Annotated in this window: 23 protein-coding genes; 1 reads left to right on the top strand and 22 read right to left on the bottom strand. The window is 59.5% G+C overall.

From position 1 onward, the window contains the following. Nucleotide 1 precedes the first annotated feature (1 nt). The 20 genes from fliQ to ABD013_RS07040 form a co-directional block, all read right to left on the bottom strand. Nucleotides 2-271, bottom strand: coding sequence for a flagellar biosynthesis protein FliQ (gene fliQ / locus ABD013_RS07135; RefSeq protein ID WP_343804346.1), 270 nt, complete (start codon nt 269-271; stop codon nt 2-4). A gap of 10 nt (nt 272-281) precedes the next feature. Then, nucleotides 282-1,022, bottom strand: a complete 741-nt coding sequence (gene fliP / locus ABD013_RS07130) for a flagellar type III secretion system pore protein FliP (RefSeq protein WP_343804344.1) — start codon at nt 1,020-1,022, stop codon at nt 282-284. After that, nucleotides 1,019-1,462, bottom strand: a complete 444-nt coding sequence (gene fliO, locus ABD013_RS07125; protein WP_343804342.1) for a flagellar biosynthetic protein FliO — start codon at nt 1,460-1,462, stop codon at nt 1,019-1,021. Before fliO ends, fliP begins: the two co-directional genes overlap by 4 nt. Beyond that, complete coding sequence (gene fliN / locus ABD013_RS07120; RefSeq protein ID WP_343804340.1) at nt 1,459-1,908, bottom strand: flagellar motor switch protein FliN; 450 nt, start codon at nt 1,906-1,908, stop codon at nt 1,459-1,461. Before fliN ends, fliO begins: the two co-directional genes overlap by 4 nt. Before the next feature lie 22 nt (nt 1,909-1,930). After that, entirely contained in the window at nt 1,931-2,917 is a 987-nt protein-coding gene (gene fliM / locus ABD013_RS07115; protein ID WP_343804338.1) for a flagellar motor switch protein FliM, read from the bottom strand. Nucleotides 2,918-2,927: 10 nt separating this feature from the next. Then, nucleotides 2,928-3,449 (bottom strand): flagellar basal body-associated FliL family protein, encoded by a 522-nt coding sequence (locus ABD013_RS07110; protein WP_343804336.1) that lies wholly within the window; start codon nt 3,447-3,449, stop codon nt 2,928-2,930. 72 nt (nt 3,450-3,521) lie between these two features. Continuing rightward, nucleotides 3,522-5,360: a flagellar hook-length control protein FliK gene (locus ABD013_RS07105; RefSeq protein WP_343804335.1), complete on the bottom strand. Its 1,839-nt coding sequence runs from the start codon at nt 5,358-5,360 to the stop codon at nt 3,522-3,524. Nucleotides 5,361-5,413: 53 nt separating this feature from the next. Further along, the gene (gene fliJ / locus ABD013_RS07100) at nt 5,414-5,860 is read right to left on the bottom strand and encodes a flagellar export protein FliJ (RefSeq protein ID WP_343804334.1); all 447 of its coding nucleotides are present in this window, start codon (nt 5,858-5,860) and stop codon (nt 5,414-5,416) included. 16 nt (nt 5,861-5,876) lie between these two features. After that, nucleotides 5,877-7,256 carry a flagellar protein export ATPase FliI gene (fliI, locus tag ABD013_RS07095; RefSeq protein WP_343804333.1) on the bottom strand — a complete coding sequence of 460 codons (1,380 nt, stop codon included), beginning with the start codon at nt 7,254-7,256 and terminating at the stop codon, nt 5,877-5,879. 22 nt (nt 7,257-7,278) lie between these two features. Then, nucleotides 7,279-8,028: a FliH/SctL family protein gene (locus tag ABD013_RS07090; protein ID WP_343804331.1), complete on the bottom strand. Its 750-nt coding sequence runs from the start codon at nt 8,026-8,028 to the stop codon at nt 7,279-7,281. After that, nucleotides 8,028-9,032, bottom strand: a complete 1,005-nt coding sequence (gene fliG, locus ABD013_RS07085) for a flagellar motor switch protein FliG (RefSeq protein ID WP_343804329.1) — start codon at nt 9,030-9,032, stop codon at nt 8,028-8,030. The genes ABD013_RS07090 and fliG overlap by 1 nt, the downstream gene beginning before the upstream one ends. Beyond that, a complete protein-coding gene (gene fliF / locus ABD013_RS07080; RefSeq protein WP_343804327.1) occupies nt 9,022-10,707 on the bottom strand; it encodes a flagellar basal-body MS-ring/collar protein FliF in 1,686 nt (561 codons plus the stop codon). Before fliF ends, fliG begins: the two co-directional genes overlap by 11 nt. A 22-nt stretch (nt 10,708-10,729) precedes the next feature. After that, nucleotides 10,730-11,080, bottom strand: a complete 351-nt coding sequence (fliE, locus tag ABD013_RS07075) for a flagellar hook-basal body complex protein FliE (protein WP_343804325.1) — start codon at nt 11,078-11,080, stop codon at nt 10,730-10,732. 182 nt (nt 11,081-11,262) lie between these two features. Then, nucleotides 11,263-11,892, bottom strand: coding sequence for a 3'-5' exonuclease (locus ABD013_RS07070; protein WP_343804323.1), 630 nt, complete (start codon nt 11,890-11,892; stop codon nt 11,263-11,265). Nucleotides 11,893-11,898: 6 nt separating this feature from the next. Then, nucleotides 11,899-13,731, bottom strand: coding sequence for a putative nucleotidyltransferase substrate binding domain-containing protein (locus ABD013_RS07065; protein WP_343804321.1), 1,833 nt, complete (start codon nt 13,729-13,731; stop codon nt 11,899-11,901). 92 nt (nt 13,732-13,823) lie between these two features. Further along, a complete protein-coding gene (locus tag ABD013_RS07060; protein ID WP_343804319.1) occupies nt 13,824-15,602 on the bottom strand; it encodes a sodium:solute symporter family protein in 1,779 nt (592 codons plus the stop codon). A gap of 27 nt (nt 15,603-15,629) precedes the next feature. Then, the gene (locus ABD013_RS07055; RefSeq protein ID WP_343804317.1) at nt 15,630-15,890 is read right to left on the bottom strand and encodes a DUF4212 domain-containing protein; all 261 of its coding nucleotides are present in this window, start codon (nt 15,888-15,890) and stop codon (nt 15,630-15,632) included. Nucleotides 15,891-16,004: 114 nt separating this feature from the next. Next, nucleotides 16,005-16,511 carry a hypothetical protein gene (locus ABD013_RS07050; protein WP_343804315.1) on the bottom strand — a complete coding sequence of 169 codons (507 nt, stop codon included), beginning with the start codon at nt 16,509-16,511 and terminating at the stop codon, nt 16,005-16,007. Nucleotides 16,512-16,604: 93 nt separating this feature from the next. After that, a complete protein-coding gene (locus tag ABD013_RS07045) occupies nt 16,605-18,359 on the bottom strand; it encodes a sodium:solute symporter family protein (RefSeq protein WP_343804313.1) in 1,755 nt (584 codons plus the stop codon). A 4-nt stretch (nt 18,360-18,363) separates the two neighbouring features. Next, a complete protein-coding gene (locus tag ABD013_RS07040; RefSeq protein ID WP_343804311.1) occupies nt 18,364-18,624 on the bottom strand; it encodes a DUF4212 domain-containing protein in 261 nt (86 codons plus the stop codon). A 310-nt stretch (nt 18,625-18,934) separates the two neighbouring features. On the opposite strand from ABD013_RS07040, the gene ABD013_RS07035 reads away from it, so the two are divergent. Continuing rightward, entirely contained in the window at nt 18,935-22,897 is a 3,963-nt protein-coding gene (locus ABD013_RS07035) for a NahK/ErcS family hybrid sensor histidine kinase/response regulator (protein WP_343804309.1), read from the top strand. Nucleotides 22,898-22,968: 71 nt separating this feature from the next. Here the strand turns inward: ABD013_RS07035 and ABD013_RS07030 are convergent, their stop codons facing one another. Together ABD013_RS07030 and acs are read right to left on the bottom strand one after the other, a co-directional pair. Further along, nucleotides 22,969-23,631: a response regulator transcription factor gene (locus ABD013_RS07030; RefSeq protein ID WP_343804307.1), complete on the bottom strand. Its 663-nt coding sequence runs from the start codon at nt 23,629-23,631 to the stop codon at nt 22,969-22,971. Nucleotides 23,632-23,843: 212 nt separating this feature from the next. Then, nucleotides 23,844-25,799 carry an acetate--CoA ligase gene (gene acs, locus ABD013_RS07025; RefSeq protein WP_343804305.1) on the bottom strand — a complete coding sequence of 652 codons (1,956 nt, stop codon included), beginning with the start codon at nt 25,797-25,799 and terminating at the stop codon, nt 23,844-23,846. Nucleotides 25,800-25,910 lie beyond the last annotated feature (111 nt).

Raw genomic sequence — 25,910 nt, 5'->3', positions numbered from 1 at the left:
CCTACGAAATCAGATGGGGGATATTGAGAAACAGGTAGTTGAACAGGTCGGAAATCCGGGTGACGATCCAGGGCCCTGCCCACATCAACGCCAACAGCGTCACGATCAGGCGCGGCAGGAAGCTCAGCGTCTGCTCGTTAATCTGGGTCGCCGCCTGAAACACCGAAATCATCAGCCCCACCGCCAGCGAGGGGCCGACGATCACGGCCACGATCACGATCACCAGCCAGAAGGCCTGTCCGAACAGATCGAGCGTCATGCCTGGATCCATCACTCTCCTCCTAAACGCCGAAGCTGGCCGCCAAGGTACCGACCACCATCGCCCAGCCATCCACCAGCACAAACAGCATGATCTTGAACGGCAGCGAAATAATCACCGGCGACAGCATCATCATACCCATCGCCATCAGCACGCTGGCAACCACCAGGTCGATCACCAGAAAGGGGATGAACAGCATAAATCCGATCTGAAAGGCGGTCTTCAGCTCGCTGATAATGAACGCCGGAATCAGGACCGTAAACGGAATCTCCTCGGCACGCTCGACCTGCGGCGTTTCCGAGATACGCATGAACAGGTTCAGGTCGCTCTCACGGGTCTGACGCAGCATGAATTCGTGAAAAGGCACGCCAGCGGCCTTGAACGCCTCCAGTGGCGGCAGCTCCTCCGCCATGTAGGGCTGCACCGCACGGGTGTTCACCTCTTCCAGTACCGGCGACATGATAAACAGGGTCAGAAACAGCGACAGGCCGATGATGATCTGGTTGGACGGGGTCTGTTGCAGACCCAGCGCCTGTCGCAGGATAGCAAACACGATGATGATGCGGGCGAAGGAGGTCATCATCATCAACATGGCTGGCAGGAACGTCAGCAATGTCATCAGCGCCAGAATCTGGATGGTGACGCTGTAGTTGCTGGTGCCATCCTCTCCGGTCACCAGTGTTACCGCCGGAATACCAGTATCAGCCGCCAATGCCGATCCTGCCGGCAGCAACATGAGCAACAGGACGAGCAATCCTTTCATTCAGGGCCTCCGCGCCCCAGCACCTGCTGCAGACGATCCGCAAATACCGCGCCACGCACCGCCTCGGAATCGACCACCGGCGTGTCGAAATGCTTCAGCAGGCTGACCCTGCCCGGCGCCACGCCCAGCAGCAGCTGCTCCTGCCCGACCTGCACCAGCACCGCCCGTTCGCGCTGCCCCAGCGGCAGTGCCGCCAGCACCCTCATGCCCTGCCCTGATGCCGTCGCCCCGTTGACGCGCTTGACCAGCCAGCCCAGCAGCAGGATCAAGCCCACCACCAGCAACAACCCCAGCCCCAGTTGAAGCATACTGCTCCAGGACAGCGGATCGGGCAGTTCGGCACGGGAAACGGCTGGCTCTTTTGCCACCTGCACCAGACTCTCTTCTGCCGCCTGTACCAGGCTTGGCAACAGCATCAGCAGCGCGAGCAGCGACCTCATTTCAACCGCCGGATACGTTCCTGAGGGCTGATCACGTCGGTCAGGCGGATCCCGTAACGGTCGTTGACCACCACCACTTCACCATGCGCGATCAGGGTACCGTTAACCTTGACGTCCAGCGGCTCACCCGCCACCCGGTCCAGTTCGATCACAGAGCCCTGACTCAGCTGCAGCAGGTTGCGGATGGCAATTTCAGTGCCTCCCACCTCCATGGTCAGGGTAACCGGAATGTCCAGGATGACATCCAGCTTGGGATCATTGACCGGCAAAGAATCGTCCTTCAGCTCATCCAGCTCGACGCCCTGGGCTGGCGGGGCCGACTGTGCCTGGACATCATCGAGCAGGGCATCGGCATCAACCCCCGCCTCGCCTGTCTGCTCCTCCAGAGCCGCCGCCCACTCGTCGGCCAGCGCCTGTTGATCCTGGTTGTTGTTCTCGTCGCTCACGTTGCTCTCTCCGCAGGCCGGCTCAATCAGAGTCCGGTCGCTTGATAGTATCCTTGATTTTCACCGCCAGATTGCCGCGCGAGGTCCCCAACTGACAGTTGAACAGAGGAATGCCGTTGGCGTTGAGCTGCAAACTGTCGGACAGCTCGACCGGTATGATGTCACCCGCCTCAAGCTCCATCACGTCACGCAGTGTCAGCTCACGCTCGGCCACCTTCAGATCCAGCTCCAGCGTCGCCATCATGATGTCACGCCGCAAGGCGCGCAACCAGCGCTCATCCTTCTGCTCTTCAGTGTTCTGCACCCCTGACAACAGCTGATCCCGTACCGGCTCCAGCATCGCATAGGGCATGGTGATATGCAGCTCACCGGTACCGCCCTCAAGATCGATCTGGAAGGTACTGACCACGACCACTTCGGTCGGGTTGACCGCATTGGCCATGGCCGGGTTGACCTCATGGCCGACATGCTCGAAATTCAGCTCCAGCACCGGCCGCCAGGCATCCTCGAGGTCTTCGAACAGCTGCTGCAGCGTCTTGTGTACGATGCGGGTTTCGGTCGGGGTAAACTCGCGCCCCTCGATTTTGGCATGGCGCCCGTCGCCACCAAAGAACTGATCGACCAGCCGGAATACCAGCCGGGCATCCATGATGAACAGGGCCGTCCCACGCAACGGGTGCGCCTTGACCAGGCTCATGCTGGTTGGCACATAGAGGGTATGGATGTAGTCGCCGTACTTCATCACCTGAATGCCGCCGACGGTCACATCGGCCGTACGCCGCAACAGGTTGAACAGGCTGGTTCGGGTATGGCGGGCGAAACGCTCGTTGATCATCTCCAGCGTGGGCATGCGCCCACGCACGATACGATCATGGCTCGCCAGGTCGTAGGGCTGGATGCCATCCTCGGACTCGACGCTACTCCCTTCGTCGGCATCAACATCGCCGTCATCGACGCCGTGGAGCAGCGCATCGATCTCGTCCTGGGAGAGCAGATCCTTGACCGACATCTAGTTCATCCTACTGCATGACAAAATTGGTAAAGAGAAGGGTTTCGATGCCAGGCTCGCCGATTTTTTCCTGCATGATCGACTGCACCAGCGCCGTTGCTTCCTGGCGCAAGGCTTTCTTGCCCTCGATGCTCTGCAGATCCTCGAAGGACTGTGCGCTGAACAACGCATTAAGGCGCGCCACGACCAGCGGCATGTGCAGCTTCAGCGCCTCATCCACAGCCGGTTTACGGCTCTTTGCTTCGACGAAGGCCTGCAGGTAGTGGCGCTTGTCATCCGTCGACTGCAGGGTCACGACAAAGGAGGGTTTACCCTCCAGCGTACGCACCTTGGTGTAGATCGCCTCCAGACTCACCGGTTCGACCGCCGCCTGAGGCGTTTCGGCACTATTACCAGGCGCCAGCAAAAAATAGGTCGCCGCAGCACCACCGCCCAGCAGCAACACGGCCGCCAATGCCAGGATAATAATCAGTTTTTTCTTGGAGCCCTTGCCATCCTCGGCTTCGGTCTCAGCAGCTTCATTGGTCGCCATTCATGCCTCCACCGGTTGTAGCGTCCTACCGATCAGGCACTAATATAACACACTGTTTTTAGGGCTGTAGACTCAGGCGTAGTAGTCCACCAATCCTAGCGCGACAGCAGGCGCCGGCAAGGCGTCGCTGTCACCACTTTCACCGCCACCATAACCGCCCGGCCGTCCGAAGGAGTCGGCCTGTTCACGCTGCCCCGACCCCTGCCTGCTCGCCTCATCCGATACCGATGAGTCCTGCAGACTCAAACCCTGATCGGCAAACATTTCGCGCAGGCGGGGCAGTTGCTGCTCCAGCGCGTCCCTGACTGCCGGGTTGGCACTGGTAAAGCTGACACTGACCTGATCCTGGCCCTGCAGGTGCACCCGGATCTGCATGGCACCCAGCTCGGGCGGGTCCAGTTGGATATGTGCCGTGCGCGGACCATGCTGAGCCATCATGATCGCCCGTTCGCCCACCTGGCGTCCCCAGCGTGGCTCACTCAGCTGTTGCTGCAGCTGCTGCGCAAAGGTTGGCCCTGTTGAGGGCTGGGTGGCAGCCGCCGGTGTTGCGTTGCCACCACGCCCCAGTGCCGCAGCCGCCGTATTTTGCCCTTCCTGTCGCGACTGCTGCCCCGAATCGGTCGAATCGCCTGCATCAGTGTTCATCTGCAGCTGCGCAGACTGTCCCGGGCTCTCCTGCCGTGCCGGCAGAGCATCAGTCGGCAACCGCTGGCTTTCGGGCCGGTTGCCGACAGGAGCGGCAGCGGCCTCCTTACCGGCCAGGTCCGTGACCTCACCGGCAGCAGAAGCCTGATTGGACCTGCCCGAGTTGATAGCCGACGGCTCCTGCATGGACGCAGCGGTCCGCGCTGACGGCGTCACTTCAGTGCCATCTTCTGCTGCCTGCAGGGGACGGGAAGCTTGAGCAGCCGGTCGGTGCATGGCAGCCATCTGAGCCCCCCCATCCGTTTCAGCCTCAGCCCCCTGCACCAATGGCTGTGCCGCATTAGCCGCTTCAGGTGCACCGCTCATCCTGTCGGCGACAGCCGGTCCCGCCTGCGGCCTTTCAGGCCTGATAGCCCCCTCTGTGATTACAGGCTCAACCGACTCGCCTTGCGTCGCAACCGGCATGGCGGCCTTATCTACAGCCGCCGCAGGACGGGCGGCAGCGGGCTGCTCTGGAGTTGCAGGCACTGCGGGTGTTGCCGGTGTTACGGATCCTGTCGGCGCTACGGATGCAGCGGGTGTTGCGGGCATTCCCCCAGCATCGGACATGCGTCCCTGTTCATTTGGCTTGAGGCTGTTAACCACGGCGCCATTCACTTCAGCGCCGCCTTGTGGCTCTGGCGCCCACGCCTGCACGGCGGCTGTACTCTGGCCAACGGTTACGGCAGGAGCCGTGGCAGATGGCGATACAGCATCTGCTGTCTGGTTGGTCTCCTCGACGTCAGTAGCAACCAGATACGCGTAGTCGTTTGCCCGCCCCTGCTCTGCTGGTGGATTCTGAGAGTCATTCAGGCGGAGCGACTCAGCGCCCATACGATCAGCCTCATCAGGCCGCTCAGCCATTGCCTGTCCGATCTCGACACCTGCCATATCATCGGCTGCCACCGGGGTCTGGCCTGCAATCATATCCGGCTCATTCACAGCGACTTCGGGAGTGCCTGTTTCGAGGACTCCGGCAGCAGCGGCAGGCAGCTTGAGAGCGTCATCACCTTCCGGCAAATCTTCGCCTCCCTGAGGCAAGGACTTTCCGTCTTCCGGCGTCAGCGTGCGCGCACCCTGCGCCTGCAAGGAGCCTTGAAACAGAAGCTGAAAACCGGCAGCGGAAGGCACACCGGAGGGGGCGGCAGAGGCGGGGAGAGGCGCGACCGGCAAGGATGCCAGATCCAGCGGCAGCGGTGCACTCGAACCGGTTTTGATGATGGCCATGACTCATTCCTGCAAAGGGTGACAGCAGGAATAAGCAATTTAGATGCCAGACTTTAGATAAAGCGGGGTCTTACATGCTGGGAGCGTTCGTCTATCTCCTGCTGCAGCTTGCGCTCACGCTCATGTGATTCGCTGTCCCGCGCTTTCTGGATCAAGCGCTCGATCCCCTTTTCTCGAGCATAGGTCTGCTGCCAGTAGGCCTGCACCTGCTGCAGCTGCTCCCGCGCCTGTACCAGCGCCTGTTCCTGCTGCTGCACGGTATTACTGATTTTCTGCATGAACGCCTGGCGCGACTGGAGCGCACCGATACTGACGCCCTGTTGCCCCGTAACCGTGAATTGCTGCTGGTATTCACCGAGGTAGTTTTGCAGCTGGAAGATCCCCTGCTCGCCCTGGCTGACACGCTGCTGGGCATCCGCCAGGAAACGCTCCGCTTCACGCCGCTTGCGCTCGGCGACCGCCAGTACCACTTCCAGTCGTTGCGAACGTTGCTTGCTCATTCAGCTTTACCTCTGCTCAAGGCGTACGTCTCAGTGTTTGCCCCTGAGGCATGTTGTTCGGCGCCTGAGGCGGTGGCGACATCACCATCGCCAACTCCTGCATGCAGCGCTTTATCGGCATCGGCTCATTCATCCCCTGCTGCAGATAGGCCCGGATCGCGGGCAGCATATCCACGGCACGATCGGTCTCCGGATCACTGCCACGGGCATAGGCCCCGACCGCAATCAGGTCAGCATTCTGCTGATAACGAGAATAGAGGCGTTTGAACTGCAGCGCCAGATTGAGCTGGCTGGGGTCCACGATCTGTGGCATGGCACGGCTGATCGAGGCTTCGATATCCAGCGCCGGATAATGGCCCTGCTCAGCCAGACTGCGCGACAAGACAAAGTGACCATCGAGAATCGCTCGGGCCGAATCGGCCACTGGATCCTGCTGATCATCGCCTTCGGTCAGCACCGTGTAGAAGGCCGTGATCGAGCCCCCCCCGGTGGTCCCGTTACCGGCGCGCTCGACCAGCTTGGGCAACTTGGCGAACACCGATGGCGGGTAGCCCTTGGTTGCTGGCGGCTCACCCACCGCCAGCGCAATCTCGCGCTGCGCCTGGGCATAACGGGTCAGCGAATCCATCAACAGCAGCACGTTCTTGCCCTGGGCTCGGAAATATTCGGCAATACGGGTGGTCAGCTGGGCCGCCCGCAAACGCATCAGTGGCGAGTCATCCGCCGGTGCCGCGACCACGACCGAGCGGGCCATGCCTTCGGCCCCGAGGCTGTGATCGATGAATTCACGCACCTCGCGGCCACGCTCGCCGATCAGGCCCACCACCGTAATTTCGGCTTCGGTAAAGCGGGTCATCATGCCCAACAGCACGGACTTGCCGACACCACTGCCGGCAAACAGCCCCAGGCGCTGGCCGCGCCCCACGGTCAGCAGGCCGTTGATCGCCCGCACGCCGACATCCAGCGTCTGCTCAATCGGGTGACGGTGCAGCGGGTTGATGGTTTCGCCATGCAGGGTGACCATATCATCCGGTCGCAGAGGCCCCTTGCCATCCAGCGGGCGGCCAATACCGTCAATGACGCGTCCCAGCAGGCCAAAGCCTACCGGCACCAGGCTGGCACCAACCTTGGGGCGCACGGCCGCGCCGGGTGCCAGGCCGTCGACGCTGTCCAGCGGCATCAGGTAGATGCGATCACCGGCAAAACCGACCACCTCCGCCTCGACACTGCCGTTGTCCTGCAGGAACACCAGGCAGTAATCACCCAGCGCCACCTTGAGCCCGACCGCTTCCAGCGTCAGGCCGATCAGGCGGGTGACTCGCCCCTCCACGTCAGGACGGGGCGGCTCGTACTCACAGGGCAGATAACGCTTGAGGCGCTGATCGAGGTCCGGCACTGGCGAGATCCATGCAGAGAGTTCAGGTTTCAGGGGAATCCGAGGTTTTAATCAGGCGGGCCAGCAGCTGGTCGGCTACCTGACGGAAACGTTGCTCCACCTGATAGTCGACGCGGCAACTGCCACTGTCAACCCGGCAGCTGCCCGGTGACAGGGTGTCATCGGCCACAAGGGTAAGGTTGGCATCGTCAAGCAGCGGCGCCAGCGCCACCTTTTGCTCCGGGTGCACACTGAGCACCACTTCGCCACTGCCTTCCGGCAGCTGCGACAGCGCTTCACGGGTACTCTGTACCAAGTGGTCGATATTGAGGCTGAGTTCAGCCTTGACTGCTGCTTCCGCCAGCGTCACGACCAACTGAATCAGGGTCGTTTCGAGCGCTTCCCGCTGCTGCTCCAGCGGTGCCTGCAACCGTTGCAGCAGGCCATCCAGCTTTTGTAAACGGTCGGTTATCTCGGCCTGCCCCGCTTCCAGGCCCTGTTGCAGCCCCTGCTCGTAGCCTTGCTGACGCCCCTGCTCCTGTCCCTGTCGCTGCCCTTCTGCATAGCCTTCCTGACGGGCCGCTTCACAGAGTTCCTCCCACTGGGAAAGCGTCAATTTTTCGGCGAATATCTCCTCTTCAACCACAGAGATATCCACTTCGGCCAGCGGTTGTTGCGGCTTGCGGGCCAGCGCCTGTACCACTCGGGCCTCGGCACCCACCTCAGGCGGCAGCCAGGGCTCGACCGATCCGGCTTCAGCGGCACGAATACGAGTCGGGGCATCACCTTTCATCAGATCATCTCTTCACCGGAACCGCCCAGCATGATCTCGCCCTCATCCGCCAAACGGCGTGCAACGGTAAGAATTTCCTTCTGTGCCTCTTCCACTTCAGAAACACGCACCGGCCCCTTGGCTTCGAGGTCATCACGCAGCAGCTCGGCGGCACGCTTGGACATGTTCTTGAAGATCTTTTCCTGCAGCGCCGTATCGGCACCCTTGAGCGCCAGCACCAGGCTATCGGTCGAAATTTCGCGCAGGATGACCTGAATGCCACGGTCGTCGACATCGGCCAGGTTCTCGAAAACGAACATCAGATCGGAAATTTCGCCGGCCAGACCTTCGTCGTTGTCGCGGATGCCCTCCATCAATTCGGCCTCCAGCGAGGACTCCATGAAGTTCATGATGTTGGCAGCAGAGCGCACGCCACCAAGGGTACGCGACTGGCTCGCCTTGCTGCCGGCAAACTGGCTCTCGAACATGTCGTTGAGCTCCTGCAGCGCCTGCGGCTGAATCCGGTCCAGCGCGGCAATACGCATGAGGATTTCCAGACGTGATTTCTCGTCGAAAAAGGACAGTACCGCCGCCGCCTGGTCCGCATCCAGATAGGCCACGACTACGGCCTGGATCTGCGGATGCTCGTAGCGCAGAGCTTCCGCTACCTGACGGGGATCCATCCAGCGCATGGTGTCCAGCCCCGAGGTGTTGGTGCTGAACAGTATCCGGTCGATCAGGGTCTTGGCCTTCTCTTCTCCCAGCGCCTGGTTCAACATCGCCCGGATATAACGGTCGTTATTGATACCGATACCGGTCTGATCGCTGACCACGTTCATGAAGTCGGCCACCACCGCCTCGACACGTGACTGGGGAACGTTGTCCAGCTGGGTCATCGCCTCGCCGATGCGCTGCACCTCCTTCGGCCCCAGATGCTTGAGAATCTCGGCGGCGTCGGACTCGCCCAGACTGATCAGCAGAATTGCTGCCTTCTGGATATCATTGAGTTCACTTTCATCGGTCATGTTCGATCACCCATTGCCGAACCGCTTGCGCCACTTTCTCCGGATCCTCTGCCACCATGCTGCGAATCGCATTCAATTGATAATCAAAACTTTCGTTCGGTGTCGGCATCACGCCTCGGCCACCACTGCTGCCGCCCAGTGTCACCTTGTCATCCGCAACACCGCCTCCTTCAAGCCCTTCAAGGTCGGCTGAGATCTCACCGGCTGGCCCCAGGCTGAGGCTTTCCTTCGGCTTGCCGGCATCCGCCAGGCTTCTCAGAATCGGGCGCAAAACGCCCAGAATCAGCAGCAACACGAACAGTGCCGCCATCACCTGCTTGATCAGATCCCAGAACCAGTCCTGCTCCCAGATGGCCGGCTCCTCAAGACTCACCGGCTCGGCCGGCACGAACGGGGAATTGATCACGGTGACGCTGTCACCGCGCACGGCAGAATAACCCACGGCATTACGTACCAGCGTTTGCAGACGCTGCAGCTCGTTCTCGGACCAGGGCATACGCTGGCTTTCGCCGGTCTCAGGGTTGAGACTGGTCAGGTCATCGACCACCACCGCCACGCTCAGCCGCTTGACCACGCCGGTCTGGTGACGGGTATAGCTCAGGGTACGGTCCAGCTCGTAGTTGCGCACCGCCTGTTCACGACTGGAGCCGCTGGCAGCTCGTGCCGCGGCCGTACCACCCTGGCCGTTGAGTTCTTCCGGCACGGAATTGGGACCTGGCGGCTGGTTGGACAGCGCACCGGGCACCCCCTGCGCCTGGTCACCGGAAGCGCGACGCTCTTCCAGCGTCTTCTCGCTGCGCAGTGCCGGCAGATCCGGGTTGTAGATTTCGTCGGCCTGCTCCACTTCGGTAAAGTCGATCTCGGTGGAGACTTCCGCGCGGAAATTGCCCAGCCCCAGCACCGGCTGAAGAATGCTGTTGATCCGGTTGACCAGCGTCTGTTCGATGCTGCGGGTATATTCCAGCTGTTTGGCCGCCAGAACGACATCTTCATCCTGATCACGGGTATTGAGCAGACGCCCCTTCTGATCGACGACGGTCACATCTTCTACCGCCAGTTCAGGAATGCTGGACGCCACCAGGTTGGCGATGGCAACAACCTGATCACGCGCCAGGGTACGACCGGAGAACATCTCGATGAATACGGAGGCGCGCGGCTTGCGCTGGTCACGGACAAAAACGGATTCTTTGGGCAGAGCCAGGTGCACCCGGGCCGAGCGCACAGCCAGCATGCTGCTGATGGTTCGCGCCAGTTCACCCTCAAGGCCTCGGCGGAAGCGCGCATTTTCCATGAACTGGCTGGTGCCCAGCCCCTGATCCTGATCCAGCAGCTCGAAGCCAACCGTCTTGTCGGAGGTAAAACCTTCCGAAGCCAGCTTCAGACGTGCCTGATGCACGTGCTCCTCGGGCACCAGAATCGCGCGGCCATCGGCATCAAACTTGTAGGGCATATTGAACAGCTTCAGCTGTTCGATCACCTCGTTGGCATCGGCGAAGTTCAGGTTGGAGAAGAGCACACGGTAATCCGGCTTCTGAGACCAGAGCACCACGGCAAAGCCGATGGCGATGCTCGCGGCCAGCCCCACCATCAGGCCAAGCTGACGCAGAATGCCCAGGCTGTTGAAGCCGGACATCAGACTGCCTTTGTTGCTGGCCTGTGCTGCCGAATTATCCATTCAATCCTAACCGTTAGCCGCCTTAGATAGGCATCTTCATCACATCTTCGTAGGCCGTAACCAGACGGTTACGCACCTGGGTCATCGCCTGAAAAGAAACCGTGGCCTTCTGCGCCTGGATCATCACCTGAGACAGATCCACCGACGGGTCCCCCTGCTCATAGGCGGTACGCAACCGGGACGCTTCCATCTGGTGCTCGTTGACCTTATCAACAGCCCCCTTGAGCAGCTCGGCAAAGCCATTGCTTTCGACCTTGCTGATACCGGAGGTTTCCAGCTCCGGTCGGGCCATGGGTGCCACGCCCTGTTGCATCTCGGCCTTGATCGAGCGCATCTGTGACAGCAGGCTGTTGATATCCGCACGCTCTACCATGCTTCCCTCTCTCCCTGCGGCAATATTTTGACATTATAGAGACTACCCCTTGCGCATCAAGCAAGGCGGCGATGAAGTCGACAATATACTGACGTATTCCGGTCTCTACCGGCATCACCCTAGCAATAAAGCAAAAAGCGGGCCAATAGCCCGCTTCGCCATGATACCCGAGATTTAGGTACTCAGTAACTGCTGTTGGGTGTTAAACCGTACTTCAATCGCACATACATCAACGCAACGGTGATTGCGTCCCCCAGTGCGGTGTGCCGTTCCAGCATGGGAATATCCAGCTTGCCGGCGATGGTGTCAAAGCGAAGATCCACATCTCCGCCCACGTGCTTCCACTTGATGATGTCGTGATACACGTGGGACAGCTCGATCGCCTTGTTGGGCAGGCCGAAACCGTAACGGGGGCGGATAAACTTGTCCAGCATACGGATATCAAAGTTGACGTAATAACCCAGAATCGGGCGATTGCCGATGAACTCCAGTACCTGTTCGAGGGCGTCCTCCAGATCGATGCCATCAGCCAGATCACTGGCCCGGATCTTGTGGATCTTGATCGAGTCACCGCTGAGGCTCTTGGGCGGCTTCAGCTTCAGGTCCAGCCGCTCACTGGTGATCACCTTGCGCCCCTTGATGCGCACGGCACCGATCGACAGGATCTCGGCCTGCTTCACGTCCAGACTGGTGGTCTCGCAATCCAGCGAAACCACTTCATCGCCCTTATAGCTCTCGAACAGGTGAGCCCAGGGGCCCTCACGGTGCTGACGTTTTTCCTTCAGGCGCCGTATGGAGCGCGGGATGATCATGATGCTTCAACCTCCAAGGTGGTAGCGCTGTGCCAGATGCTTTTTGAATCCCTTCACTACATGCAGCGCATCACGCAGCAGATCCCGTTCCAGCTTGTTCAGCTGCTGCAGATCGATCTGGTTGGGCGTCGGGTCAATCCCTTCCTCCGCCTCTTCCGCCCGCCTGATCTGCTGGCGCAGCCGCAGCTGGATAAACAGAGCCAGCGCCTCGGCCATATCCTTGCCGTGCTGCTCCTGCATCACCCCCTGCTCAACCAGCAGTTCAATGCGTTGAAAAGTATTGGTCTTGAGGATTCGATGTTCCAGCGCCAGCGTCCGGACACCATGCACGATCGGGAAGATACCACCTTTCTTGATATCCAGCTGCCCGCGGTCCTTGAGGTTGCCGAAGAAGGTCAGCGGCGTATCGAACTCCACCGCCGCACGGGCAAAGTGGGAAAAGAACACATCGTTGTTGCGCAAATGGCGCAGGAACCAGTTACGCGCCACCTTGAACAGCGCCTCGTTACCGGCCACAGGCTTGGCGTCGACCGCAATCGCCAGTTTCATCAACGCGTTGCCTTCACAGGTCGCGGCCCAGTCACTCATCTTCTGGGTCCAGTCACCGACCGAATTGACCCATTCCGGGTTGGATACCATGATGTTGCCCGGACAGGGCGGGAAGCCAAAGGAGATCAGCGTCTCGCTGAAGCGATTCATGGTGGCCTGCATCTCCGGCCAGGCCAGATTTTCGCGGAAGATCAGCGCATTGTCCTGGTCAGTCTTCATGATCTGCTCGGCGCGCCCCTCGGACCCCATGACGATCAGGCAGACGTGAGGCTGCATGTCGACAGGAATGGTCAGGTCGAACAGCTTGGAGATGATGCGGCCATTCATCGCGGCCAGCAGGTCCATGGTGAAACGAATCTTGACCCCGGTGGAGATCAGCGCCTTAATCAGATCGTTGAGTCCCTGCGCCGCCTCGCGCAGCTGATCGATACTGGCCGCACGCTCGATGCGCAAGCCGATGACGTGAGAATGGCTGGAGAAGTAACTGAGCACATCGGTCAATTCGACCACACCCACCATCTCCTGCCCGGCCATGACCACGACTCGCTCGATCTGCTGCTGGGTCATCATGACCAGGGCGTTGAACAGGTAGTCTTCATGGTCAATGCTCACCAGCCGGTAGCTGGCGATATCGGACACATCGGTCTCCAGCGGCAGCTGGTTCAACACCACCGCATCAAGCAGGTCGGTGCCGGTCACCATGCCCAGACGGCCGCCCTTGCGTGCCAGCACACAGTCCGCCTTGGTACTGCGCATCAGCTCGGTGGCCTTGCGAATGCTGGTGCCCGCCTCCACGATCAGCGGATCTCGCACCGCAGCGTCCGTGATCTTGGCCAGCATGAACTCGGCCATATCCTGGTTGCTGCCATGCTGCGCCACTATCTCGCGCTTGACCGCCAGGTTCTGCTGAAAGTAGTCCGCAAACTGGGCGTTGGTCGCCATCAGGTCGAGCAGGGTGCGCGTGGGCAGGATGTGGCAGATGGTTTCCTCTTCGGCAACGAAGTTGTGGATCGCCTTGCCCTTGATCGCCGACCAGCCACCAAAGTAATCCTCGTTTTCATAGTGCACGAAGATATGCTGCGCCGCCTCGTCGCCCACGTCAGCTGCCGCTTCGCTCTCGCTGACCCGCCCCTTGAGGATGACATGCACCCCTTCAGGCACGCCACCGGCGGCAATAACGGTTTCGCCCTTCTGGTAGTAGGCAATATCGAGGTTGGCACGCAGCAGGTTCTGTTCATCCTCACTCAGCAGACTGAACGGGATGTTATCCATCTTGAAGGAATTCGGCATCCGCTTGCCCTCCTGTTGTATGGATCAAAATCAAACGGGGGCATACCTCAGTGTACAGGCATGCCCCCGTGCCCGGTCACATTGGAACCGGATTAATGCACCTGAGCTTCGGCGGCACCACGCGGGATACGGATATCCTCGATGATGTGCTGGATCTCCTGCGGTGGCTGCGGCGTCATGCGCGACACCAGGGTCGCCACGACAAAGTTCAGGATCATGCCGACGGTACCGAAACCTTCCGGCGAGATCCCCATCCACCACTGATCCGCCGTACCGCCCATGAACTTGAAGTAGACGATGTAGGCGATGGTGCTGACCAGGCCGACCACCATGCCAGCAATGGCGCCCTGGGTGTTCATACGGGTACTGAAGATCCCCATGATGATCACCGGGAACACCGAAGACGCCGCCAGTCCAAATGCGAGCGCGACCACCTGGGCCACAAAGCCAGGCGGATTGATGCCGAAATAGCCGGCAATGATGATCGCCACGATTGCCGCCAGGCGGGCATACCTCAGTTCCTGCTTATCGGAGATATTCGGATTGATCGTCTTCTTCATCAGGTCGTGCGAGATTGAAGTCGAGATCACCAGCAGCAAGCCTGCTGCTGTCGACAGCGCGGCCGCTACGGCACCCGCTGCCACCAGCGCAACGACCCAATCCGGCAGGTTGGCGATTTCCGGGTTGGCCAGCACCATAATATCGCGGTCGACATAGACTTCACTGGCATTCTCGGTCGGGTTGGTAGTCACACGTTCGCCCTGTTCACCGCGCGCGCCATCTTCGGCATACTGGGGCTTGCCACCTTCAAAGGCGTTGCCCGCCGAGTAGTAGACCTTGCCGTCGCCATTCTTGTCGGTCCAGGCGATCAGGCCTGATGCCTCCCAGTTTTTGAACCATTCCGGCATCTGCGCATATTCAACACCGGCATTGTCCTGGCCGTTGATGGTTTCAATCAGATTGACGCGACCGAAACCGGCCACCGCAGGTACAGTGGTATACAGGATGGCGATGAAGATCAGCGCCCAACCGGCGGAGATGCGGGCATCCTTGACACGGGGTACTGTGAAGAAGCGAACAATCACATGCGGCAGACCGGCGGTACCGCACATCAGTGCCGCCGTCATGAAGAACATGTCGATGGTCGTCTTGTTGCCCTGGGTATATTCGGAGAAGCCCAGCTCCACTGACAGCTCGTTCAGCGTAGTCAGTACCGACTTGCCACTGTCCAGCGTTGCGCCCAGGCCTGTCTGCGGCAGGAAGTGTCCGGTCACCTGCATCGACAGGAAGATCGCCGGCACCATGAAGGCCAGGATCAGTACGCAGTACTGCGCCACCTGTGTGTAGGTAATCCCCTTCATACCACCGAGTACGGCGTAGAAGAACACGATGATCATGCCGACCACGACACCGGTCTCGATATCCACATGCAGGTAGCGCGAGAATACGATACCGACACCGCGCATCTGCCCGGCGACATAGGTAAAGGAGATCACGATGGTGCAGATCACCGCAATGGTGCGTGCCGTATTGGAGTAATAGCGGTCACCGACAAAGTCAGGCACGGTAAACTTGCCGAACTTGCGCAGATAGGGCGCCAGCAGCATCGCCAGCAATACATAGCCGCCGGTCCAGCCCATCAGGTAGGCAGCGCCGTCACGACCGATAAAGGAAACAATCCCCGCCAGGGAAATGAAGGAAGCCGCCGACATCCAGTCAGCCGCCGTTGCCATACCGTTGGCCACCGGGGGTACCCCGCCGCCAGCCACGTAGAATTCCTTGGTTGATCCTGCACGGGCCCAGATCGCGATGCCGATATAGAGTGCAAAGGAGCCACCGATAAAAATATAGGTGAGCAGGTCGAGACTCATAACGAAGCCATCCTTAACTTGTTATTGTTATTCGTGCACGTCGTACTTTTCGTCCAGCCTGTTCATGCTGAACACGTACGCCCAGATCAGGCCAATGAAGACATAGATCGCCCCCTGCTGGGCGAACCAGAAGCCAAGCGGGAAGCCAAAGAACTGAATCTGATCCAGCTCGTCGACGAAGAGAATGCCGCAGCCATAGGACACGGCGAACCAGATGACCATGTAGGTCGTGATGATCCGGAGATTTTCGCGCCAGTATGAACGGGCGCTTTCGCTTTGCGCAGACATTACACCATCCTGTTGTTGTTATTCGAGGTGATATCCCTAAGGGTTAACCTGAATCTAACAAACCGAGGAAGGTAAAGGTGCCCCGACTTTAGTCGAGACACATCAGTATTGCACTCAGCGGCAAACGCGTTTGCGCACAGGGGAATCGTCAGCCAGCACTTCACGGGAGTCCAGCAAAGGCTTGCGTGTTTCATCCAGCTCGAACATCTCCCCGGTGGCACAGTTGAGCAACTGGGCATGATGCGTAACCTGGTCGACATAGCTCTTTTCGAAATGGTAGAGCACGAACTCCACGATGCGCTCATCACCCACCAGGGTGTCACGCATGCTGCCATTATCGACGACCGAGAACCCGACTGTCATCGGGTAGAGATAGGTCCAGGGTCGCCAGATCATGCTGTCGGTACGAACGTCGAGCACTTCAGCATTGGCCGGCAGCTGCTCACGCTTGAAATCGTACCAGGTGTACTCGGTATAGATCTGGTAACTCAGCATGCCCAGACCGGCAAAGGCAGGCACGATCCATTTGGGGAGTTTTTTTCGGCTCAGCGAGCGCAGTATCAGGGCGATGCCTGCCGCCCCCAGACCCGCGACAAGAGTTGCGATCAGGTTCCAGATCATACTTCCACTTCCTGAAAAAAGTCGGGCTTCCAGTTGGAAGCCCGAGGTGGTTCAACGCTTGGCAGAGTCCTCTGCCTTTGACGTCATTATGACTTAGTGGTCTACGGCAGCGCCAGCACCTTTCGGGTAACGCACGCTTTCAACCAGCTCCTGAATTTCAACCGGCGGCTCTTCAGTTGCATTGGAAACAACGAAGGCGACAGTGAAGTTGATGATCGCACCGATGGCACCGAAGGACAGCGGTGAGATACCCAGGATCCAGTTATCCACAGTATCCGGCAGGTTCGCGGTACCCGGAATGAAGAACCAGCCCTTGTACATGAAGATGTACACCAGGGTAGTGATCAGACCGGCAAGCATGCCTGCGATAGCGCCCTTGTTGTTGATGCGCTTGGAGAAGATACCCATCATCAGCACCGGGAAGATGGAAGCAGCGGCGATACCGAAGGCAAGCGCCACCACCTGGGCCGCAAAGCCTGGCGGATTCATACCCAGATAGGTTGCGATCACGATCGCTACAGTCATGGAAGCACGGGCCGCCATGAGTTCGCCCTTCTCGGAGATATTCGGGTTGATCGAGTTCTTGATCAAGTCGTGACTTACCGCAGAGGAGATCGCCAGCAACAGACCTGCCGCTGTGGACAGTGCCGCTGCCAGACCACCAGCGGCGATCAGACCGATAACCCAACCCGGCAGCTGTGCGATCTCAGGGTTCGCCAGTACCAGAATGTCACGGTTGTAGGTCAGCTCGTTACCTGCCCAGCCCTTGTCAGACATGTCAGCCTTATCGTTGTAGAACTGGATACGGCCGTCATTGTTCTTGTCTTCAATGGTGATCAGCTTGGTTTCTTCCCAGGTCTTCATCCAGTCAGGACGCTCATCGATCTGAATCGACGGTGCCTCAGTACCGTTCGGGTAAACAGTGCTGATCAGGTTCAGACGTGCCATGGACGCAACAGCCGGAGCCGTCAGGTACAGCAGCGCGATGAAGATCAGTGCCCAACCGGCAGACCAGCGCGCATCAGCCACCTTGGGTACGGTGAAGAAACGGATGATAACGTGCGGCAGACCAGCAGTACCGATCATCAGGGTCAGGGTGAACAGCACCATGTTCAGTTTATTCGGCACATCAGCCGTGTAGGCAGCAAAGCCCAGCTCCTGAACCACCTGGTCCAGCTTGGCCAGCAGCGGCATGCCGGAAGCGGTGTGGTCGCCAAACAGGCCGAAAGCCGGAATCGGGTTACCGGTCAACTCCAGGGAGATGAAGATCGCCGGGATGGTGTAGGCCACGATCAGTACGCAGTACTGCGCCACCTGAGTGTAGGTGATGCCCTTCATACCACCCAGTACGGCGTAGAAGAATACAACCACGGATGCGATGATCAGACCGGTGTCCTTGTCCACTTCCAGGAAGCGGGAGAAGGCGATACCGGCACCGGCCATCTGGCCGATTACGTAGGTAGTAGAAGCCACGATCAGACAGGCCACGGCCACCAGACGCGCCGGCTTGCTGTAGAAGCGGTCGCCGATGAAATCAGGTACGGTGAACTTGCCGAATTTACGCAGGTAAGGTGCGAGCAGCATCGCCAGCAGCACGTAACCACCGGTCCAGCCCATCAGGAAGGTAGAGTTGGCATAACCACCGGCGGCGATCAGACCCGCCATGGAAATGAAGGACGCCGCAGACATCCAGTCAGCTGCTGTGGCCATACCGTTGGCAACCGGGTGAACCCCCCCGCCCGCCACGTAGAACTCTTTGGTGGAACCCGCACGGGCCCAGATCGCGATGCCGAAGTAGAGCGCGAAGGATGCGCCTACGAACAGCAAGTTGATATAAAACTGATCCATCGACTTACTCCTCCAGTCCCATCTCTTTATCGAGCTTGTTCATGCGCCAGGCATAGAAGAAAATAAGCACGATAAAGGTCAGAATTGAGCCCTGCTGGGCGAACCAGAAGCCCAGATCGGTACCGCCGACACTGATGCCGGACAGCAATGGACGGAACAGAATGCCGCAGCCGTAGGACACGAAGGCCCAAACGACCAGGCTACCCACGATCAGACGAAGGTTCGTCGACCAGTATTGAGCAGCTTTGGATTTATCATCTGCCATGGTGTTTCTCCGATTTCTTGTTATTGGAGCCGGGAAAATACACCTTGATCTTGCATAAAGACGGGGAGCAAGAAAAACCCCGACTTTAGTAGAACAGTCTGTTGCAGTAATATTAAGCGGAATAAAATCCCTTAATAATCAACACACTACAGGATAACGCCAAAAACTTGACTTGGCTCATGTAAGACAATAGTCAAGTACCGAAAGCCCGCTTTTATCCTTCCGAAAACACGCTCCGCCATAGCAGATCATTACAGACTGGCAGCCAAGCGTTAAAATCAACAGCAAATCACGAAACGAGAGACCCCCTATGCTGTCCGGCTGGTCCATTATTCTGATCTCCCTCGCATACCTCGGCCTGCTGTTCGCCATCGCCTATTTCGGCGACAAGAGCAGTGCCGGCAAGCAGTGGGCCAGCAATCCTGTGGTGTACTCACTTTCGCTGGCGGTGTACTGCTCCAGCTGGACCTTTTATGGTGCCGTGGGTCGAGCCGCATCGACCGGCTGGGAGTTCCTGGCCACCTACCTGGGACCAGTGATCGTATTCCTGCTGGCAATACGGGTGATCGAGAAGATATTCCTGGTCAGCAAGCAGCAGAACATCACCACCATCTCCGACTTCATCTCGTCCCGCTATGGCAAGAGCCAGAGCCTGGCGGTACTGGTCACCGTAATCGCGGTGCTGGGCACCATTCCCTATATCGCGCTGCAGCTGAAAGCGGTGGCAATCAGTTACAACGCGCTAGCTCCCGGCGCGACCGAGGCGCTGAGCAAGGGCAGCGATACCGCGCTGTTCGTCGCCCTGCTGATGGCGGTGTTTGCCATCCTGTTTGGTACGCGCCATATCGACGCCACCGAACACCACGAAGGCCTGGTGCTGGCCGTGGCCTTCGAATCTCTGATCAAGCTGACCGCCTTCGTTGCCGTGGGCCTGTTCGTGGTGTTCGGACTGTTCGAGGGTCTCGACGACCTGGCTTTCCAGATTCAGGCCCAGCTGCGCTACAACGCCAACTTCGACACCACGCTGAATACCGGCTTCATGACCGAAATCGTGCTCGCCTGCGCCGCCGCCATCTGCCTGCCGCGTCAGTTCCACGTCAGCATCGTCGAGAACACCCGGCGTCGTAACCTGTTCACCGCACGCTGGCTGTTCCCGCTCTACCTGCTGTTGATGGCCGTGTTCGTGCTGCCGATCGCCACTGGCGGCCTCGTCACCTTCACCGAGGGCAACGTCGATGCCGACACCTTTGTTTTGATGCTACCGCTGGAGGCGGGCTCGGAAAAGCTCGCCACCCTGGCGTTTATCGGCGGCCTGTCGGCGGCCACCAGCATGGTGATCGTCGCCAGCATCACCCTGGCCACCATGGTGTGCAACGACATCGTCATGCCGCTGCTGTTCCGCATCTCCTGGCTGCACCTGTCACAGTCAAAGGACATGGGCGCCCTGCTGCTGCGGGTGCGCCGCATCACCATTTTCTGCCTGCTGTTGATGGGGTACTTCTACTACCGCATCCTCGGTGAACAGGGCCCGCTGGCCTCCTTCGGCCTGCTGGCCTTTGTCGCCGCCATCCAGTTTCTGCCGGCGATCATCGGTGGCATCTACTGGAAGGGCGGCACCCGGCACGGCGTGCTCGCGGGGCTGAGTGCCGGCTTCCTGCTGTGGACCTACACCCTGGTGCTGCCAACCCTCAACTCGGCCCGCCTGATTCCCTACGAGTGGCTGCCCCAGCTCAGCGGCAGCGACGGCTGGCTCAGCCCCACCAGCCTGTTCGGCCTGACCGGACTGGACCCGCTGACCCACGGCGTCCTCTGGAGCCTGGGCGTCAACGCGCTGCTGTTTGTGGTGATCTCCCGCTTCGCCTCGCAGCGGCTGGTGGACCGTATCCAGGCCAGCGCCTTCGTTAACATCTCCGCCAAGGGCATTGCCGATCCGTCACGCCATTTCGGCCAGGTCACCGTGGGTGACCTGCAGATGCTCAGCGAACGCTTTCTCGGCATGAGCCGTACCCGCCAGGCGTTCAGCAGCTTCGGTCAGAAACAGGGCGATGGCCCTCCCATGGCGGCCGAGAAGGCCACTCCTGAACTGATCCAGCACACCGAACGCCTGCTGGCCGGCGCCATTGGCGCCTCCTCGGCCCGCATCGTCATGGACTCCACCCTGCGCGGAAAGGAGATGGAGATCGGCGACGTGGTCACCATCGTTGATGAGGCTTCCCAGGCGTTGCGCTTCAACCGTTCGCTGCTTCAGTCCACCATCGAGAACATCAGTCTCGGCATCAGCGTAGTCGATCAGCAGATGCGCCTGGTGGCCTGGAACCAGCGCTATATCGAGATGTTCAACTATCCGGAAGGGCTGGTCTGCGTGGGCCGCCCCATCGAAGAAGTATTCCGCTATAACGCCATCAAGGGCGAGTACGGGCTGGGCGATGTGGAGTACCAGGTCAGAATGCGGCTGGACTCAATCCGCTCGGGCGCCCCCCACTCCTACGAGCGCTACCGCCCGGACGGCACCGTGCTGGAAGTACGCGGCAACCCCATGCCCAATGGCGGCTACGTCAACACCTACATGGATATCACCGACCACAAACGGATTGAGGAAGCGCTGCGCGAAAGCGAACAGAACATCCGCATCTACACCGACAACGTACCGGTACTGATCGGCTACCTCGACCCCGAGCGTCGTTTCCTGTTTATCAACAAGGCCTATGCCGATACGTTCGGCCTCGACCGGCACCACATCGCCGGCGTATCAGCGCTGGATGCCCTGCCCGAGGCAGAGTATCTGCACAGGCGTCAGTATATTGACGCCGTTCTGCAAGGCGAGCGCCAGCGCTTCGAAACTCGCCTGCCCACCAAGGACGGCAGCATCCGTTTTGCTGAAGTCACCTACATTCCGCATATCGGCGAATACGGCGATGTATTGGGTTACTTCACGCTTTATCAGGACATCACCGAACGCCGCAAGGCCGAGCAGGCACTGCAGGAAACCAACGAAAACCTGGAACAGCGGGTGCGCGAAAGAACCCATGCCCTGTCGGTCGTAAACAAGGAGTTGCGCAAGGAGAACACCATCCGCGCACTGATGGAGGACGAGCTGCGCCAGGCCAAGTCCGATGCAGAAGCCGCCAACTTCGGCAAGACCCGCTTCCTGGCGGCCGCCAGCCACGACCTGCTGCAACCCTTGAACGCCGCCCGCCTGTTTACCTCGGCACTGGCGCAGCAGAGCCACAGCAATGAAACCAGCCAGCTGGTGGAAAACCTGGATGGCTCGCTGAAAGCCGCCGAAGAACTGATCACCGCGATCCTCGACATCTCCAAACTGGACGCCGGTGCACTGGAACCCTCACTGACCCATTTCTCGCTGGAAAACTTGTTCCAGACCCTGAACACGGAGTTCAGCGTACTGGCCAAGGAGAAAGACCTGAACTTCGATACCGTCAGCTGCAAACAGGTGGTCTACTCCGACCAGGCCCTGCTGCGCCGCATCATGCAGAACTTCCTCTCCAACGCCATGCGCTACACCGCCAAGGGGCGCGTACTGATGGGCGCCCGTCGGGTTGGCAAGCAGTTGCGACTGGAGGTCTGGGATACCGGTGTCGGTATCCCGGAAAACAAGCTGCGCGAGGTATTCGAAGAGTTCAAGCGGATCGACAACCCCAAACACAGTCAGGTTCAGGGGCTGGGGCTGGGGCTGGCGATCACCGATCGCATCGCGCGCATGCTCGGCCACCAGCTCAGCGTACGCTCCTGGCCAGGCCAGGGTACGGTGTTCAGCATCACCCTGCCGCTGGGCGACCCGGCCAAGGCGCAGAAGGCACGCCCTGAGAAACGTGGCTGGATCCGCAGCAAGGGGCTCAACGGCATCAAGGTGCTGGTGATCGATAACGAACCGAAGATTCTCGAAGGGATGAGTGCACTGCTCAACGGCTGGTCTTGCGATGTCGCCACCGCCCTGTCGGCCGAGGCCGCCCTTGAGGAGCTGGAGGCGCGCCAGTGGATACCGGAAATTGTATTGGCCGATTATCATCTGGGCGAAACCGACACCGGCATCATGGCCCTGCAGCAGCTGGCTGCACTGCCGGGACAGCCGGAGGGGCGTGAATACTTCTCACCGGCCATCGTGATTACGGCTGATCGAACCGACGAGGTACGCGACGAGATCGAAGCGGCGGGCGCCCAGCTGCTGACCAAACCGATCAAGCCAGCGGCCCTGAGGGCGATGATCAACAAGATCATCGCCAATCTTCGCGCCGGGAAAGAACAGGCCGGCTAGAGCTCCTCTAGGAGCTTGCCTTGCAAGCGATTATTAAGGGGGGGGGGATAGCAGGCCTGAAGCCTGCCCTGTCAGACTTCTGTCTTGGGCGGCTCGACGCCAAGACGCTGAGCAGCGATAACCGCCTGGGTACGGCTATGAACGCCGAGCTTACGCAGAATCGCGGTGACGTGCGCCTTGATGGTGGCTTCGGAAACGCTCAGTTCATAGGCAATCTGCTTGTTAAGCAGACCTTCGGTCAGCATGGTCAGTACGCGGAACTGCTGCGGGGTCAGGGATGCCAGTGCTGCGGCGAACTGCTGGTCTTCCTCGCTGACCTCATCCATGTTGTCGGCCAGCTCCTGGGGCAGCCACTCTTCACCTTCCAGTACCGCCGCAATCGCCTCGGAGATGGTTTCCAGCGGGGCAGACTTGGGAATGAAACCGGAGGCACCATAGTCGATGGCCCGCTTCATTACGTGAGTCTCCTCGCTGCCGGAAACGACCACCACGGGCACGCCCGGGTGCTGGCCACGCAGGAACACCAGGCCAGAGAAGCCGTGGGTACCGGGCATGTGAATATCCAGCAGGACCAGGTCCGCATCACCATGCTGTTCAACCGCTTCCTGGACCGCCGCCAGGCTGTCCGCTTCCACGATCTCGACACCCGGGACCGCCTGGGTCACCGCCTGACGCAACGCAGCGCGAAAAAGAGGATGGTCGTCAGCAATAATGATCTTCTGGGCCAGTTGCATACATCGTCTCCCTGGTGCTTCGGTACAGGCACGTCTGCCGCGTAGGACAGGGCATTCCGAAGGTGGCGAACGTTGAGATTTTCAGGTGGGGAATAATAGCACCAATTTGTCGACAAAGCCGCATTCCGCGTGTGCTTACCGACGATTGGCACACAAAAAACGCCCCCCGGTTTTCACCGGGAGGCGCCTTTGTTGGCAAGTACTAACTAATCTTAGCCCTTGCGGTTCATGCGGTTTTCGATCAGGTCATCCACCACGCTCGGATCAGCCAGCGTGGAAGTGTCACCCAGGGAACCGAAATCGTCTTCAGCGATCTTGCGCAGGATGCGGCGCATGATCTTGCCGGAACGGGTTTTCGGCATGCCCGGTGCGAACTGGATCAGGTCAGGCGAGGCGATCGGGCCGATCTCGGCACGCACCCAGTTGCGCAGCTCTTTCATCAGCTCGTCAGACTGCTCGTAACCGCTCTGCAGGGTCACGTACACGTAGATACCCTGACCCTTAAGATCATGCGGGTAGCCTACTACGGCGGCTTCAGCAACGGCTTGGTGTGCCACCAGTGCAGACTCAACCTCGGCGGTACCCATGCGGTGACCGGAAACGTTGATTACGTCATCAACACGACCGGTGATCCAGTAGTAGCCGTCTTCATCGCGACGGGCGCCGTCACCAGTGGTGTAAACACCCTTGAAGCTGGAGAAGTAGGTCTGAGTGAAGCGCTCGTGATCACCCCAGATGGAGCGGCTCTGGCCCGGCCAGGAGTCCTTGATCACCAGGTTGCCTTCGGTAGCACCTTCCAGCTCGTTGCCTTCATTATCCAGCAGCGCCGGCTGTACGCCGAAGAACGGACGGGTTGCAGAACCCGGCTTGGTCGGCGTGGCGCCCGGCAGCGGCACGATCATGATGCCGCCAGTCTCGGTCTGCCACCAGGTATCGACGATCGGGCAGTTGCCCTTGCCCACGACGCGGTGGTACCACTCCCAGGCTTCCGGGTTGATCGGCTCACCCACGGAGCCCAGCAGTTTCAGGCTGGACAGGTCGGAATCACCCAGCACGTCTTCGCCCTGCTGCATCAATGCACGGATAGCGGTCGGTGCGGTGTAGAACTGATTAACCTTGTGTTTCTCGATGACGCGACCGAAACGGCTGTTGTCCGGGTAGCTCGGTACACCTTCGAACATCACCGTGGTGGCACCGTTGGCCAGCGGACCGTAGACGATGTAGCTGTGGCCGGTGACCCAACCCACGTCGGCTGTACACCAGTAGATGTCACCTTCGTGATAGTCGAACACGTACTGATGGGTCATGGCCGCGTAGACCATGTAACCACCGGTGGTGTGCTTCAGGCCTTTCGGCGCGCCGGTAGAACCGGAGGTGTAGAGGATGAACAGTGGCGCTTCGGCGTTCATCGGCTCCGCCGGGCAATCGGCAGAGGCAGCAGCAACGGCTTCTTCGTACCAGACATCGCGGCTGTCATCCCAGGCAACATCCTGGTCAACACGCTTGACCACAAACACGCTATCGATCAGCGCAGCGGCTTCGGCACTTTCCAGTGCCTTGTCGACGTTGGCCTTCAGCGGCACGACCTTGCCACCACGCAGAGAGTAGTTGGAGGTCACCACGACCTTGGACTTGGCGCCTTCGATACGCGCTGCCAGCGCTTCCGGCGAGAAGCCACCGAATACGATGGAGTGAACGGCACCGACACGGGCACAGGCCAGCATGGCCACTGCCGCTTCCGGGATCATCGGCATGTACAGGGTGACCACATCGCCCTTCTGAACGCCCTTGGCCTTCAGTGCATTGGCAAAGCGGCAAACACGCTCATGCAGATCACGATAAGTGATTTTTTCGTCTTCGCTCGGATCATCGCCTTCCCAGATGATCGCAACCTGATCACCGCGAGTTTCCAGGTGACGGTCCAGACAGTTGTAGGCGGCGTTCAGCTCGCCGTCTTCATACCATTTGATGTCAACGTTATGCGGATCAAAAGAGGTGTGCTTGACCTTGGTGTACGGCTTGAACCAGTCCAGGCGCTTGCCCTGCTCACCCCAGAAGGTATCAGGATCGTTGACCGACTGTTCATACATCGCCAGGTAGGTATCGTTATCGATATGCGCCTTGGCCGCGAACGCCGGTTCTACCGGATAAACTTTTTCTTCACTCATCGTGATGCCCTTAACTTGCGTTTTGTTGTTATACCTTTCACGCCGCACTTGTTGTTATTGGTATGGCTGACGCATGCGAGTTGGATAAGAGGGTTATACCCAAGCCCCTCT

Origin of the sequence: Marinobacterium maritimum (assembly GCF_039523155.1) — a bacterium.
Taxonomy (GTDB): Bacteria; Pseudomonadota; Gammaproteobacteria; order Pseudomonadales; family Balneatricaceae; genus Marinobacterium; species Marinobacterium maritimum.
Note: the sequence above shows the minus strand (reverse complement) of the source record. Positions and strands in the feature narration are given on the sequence as shown.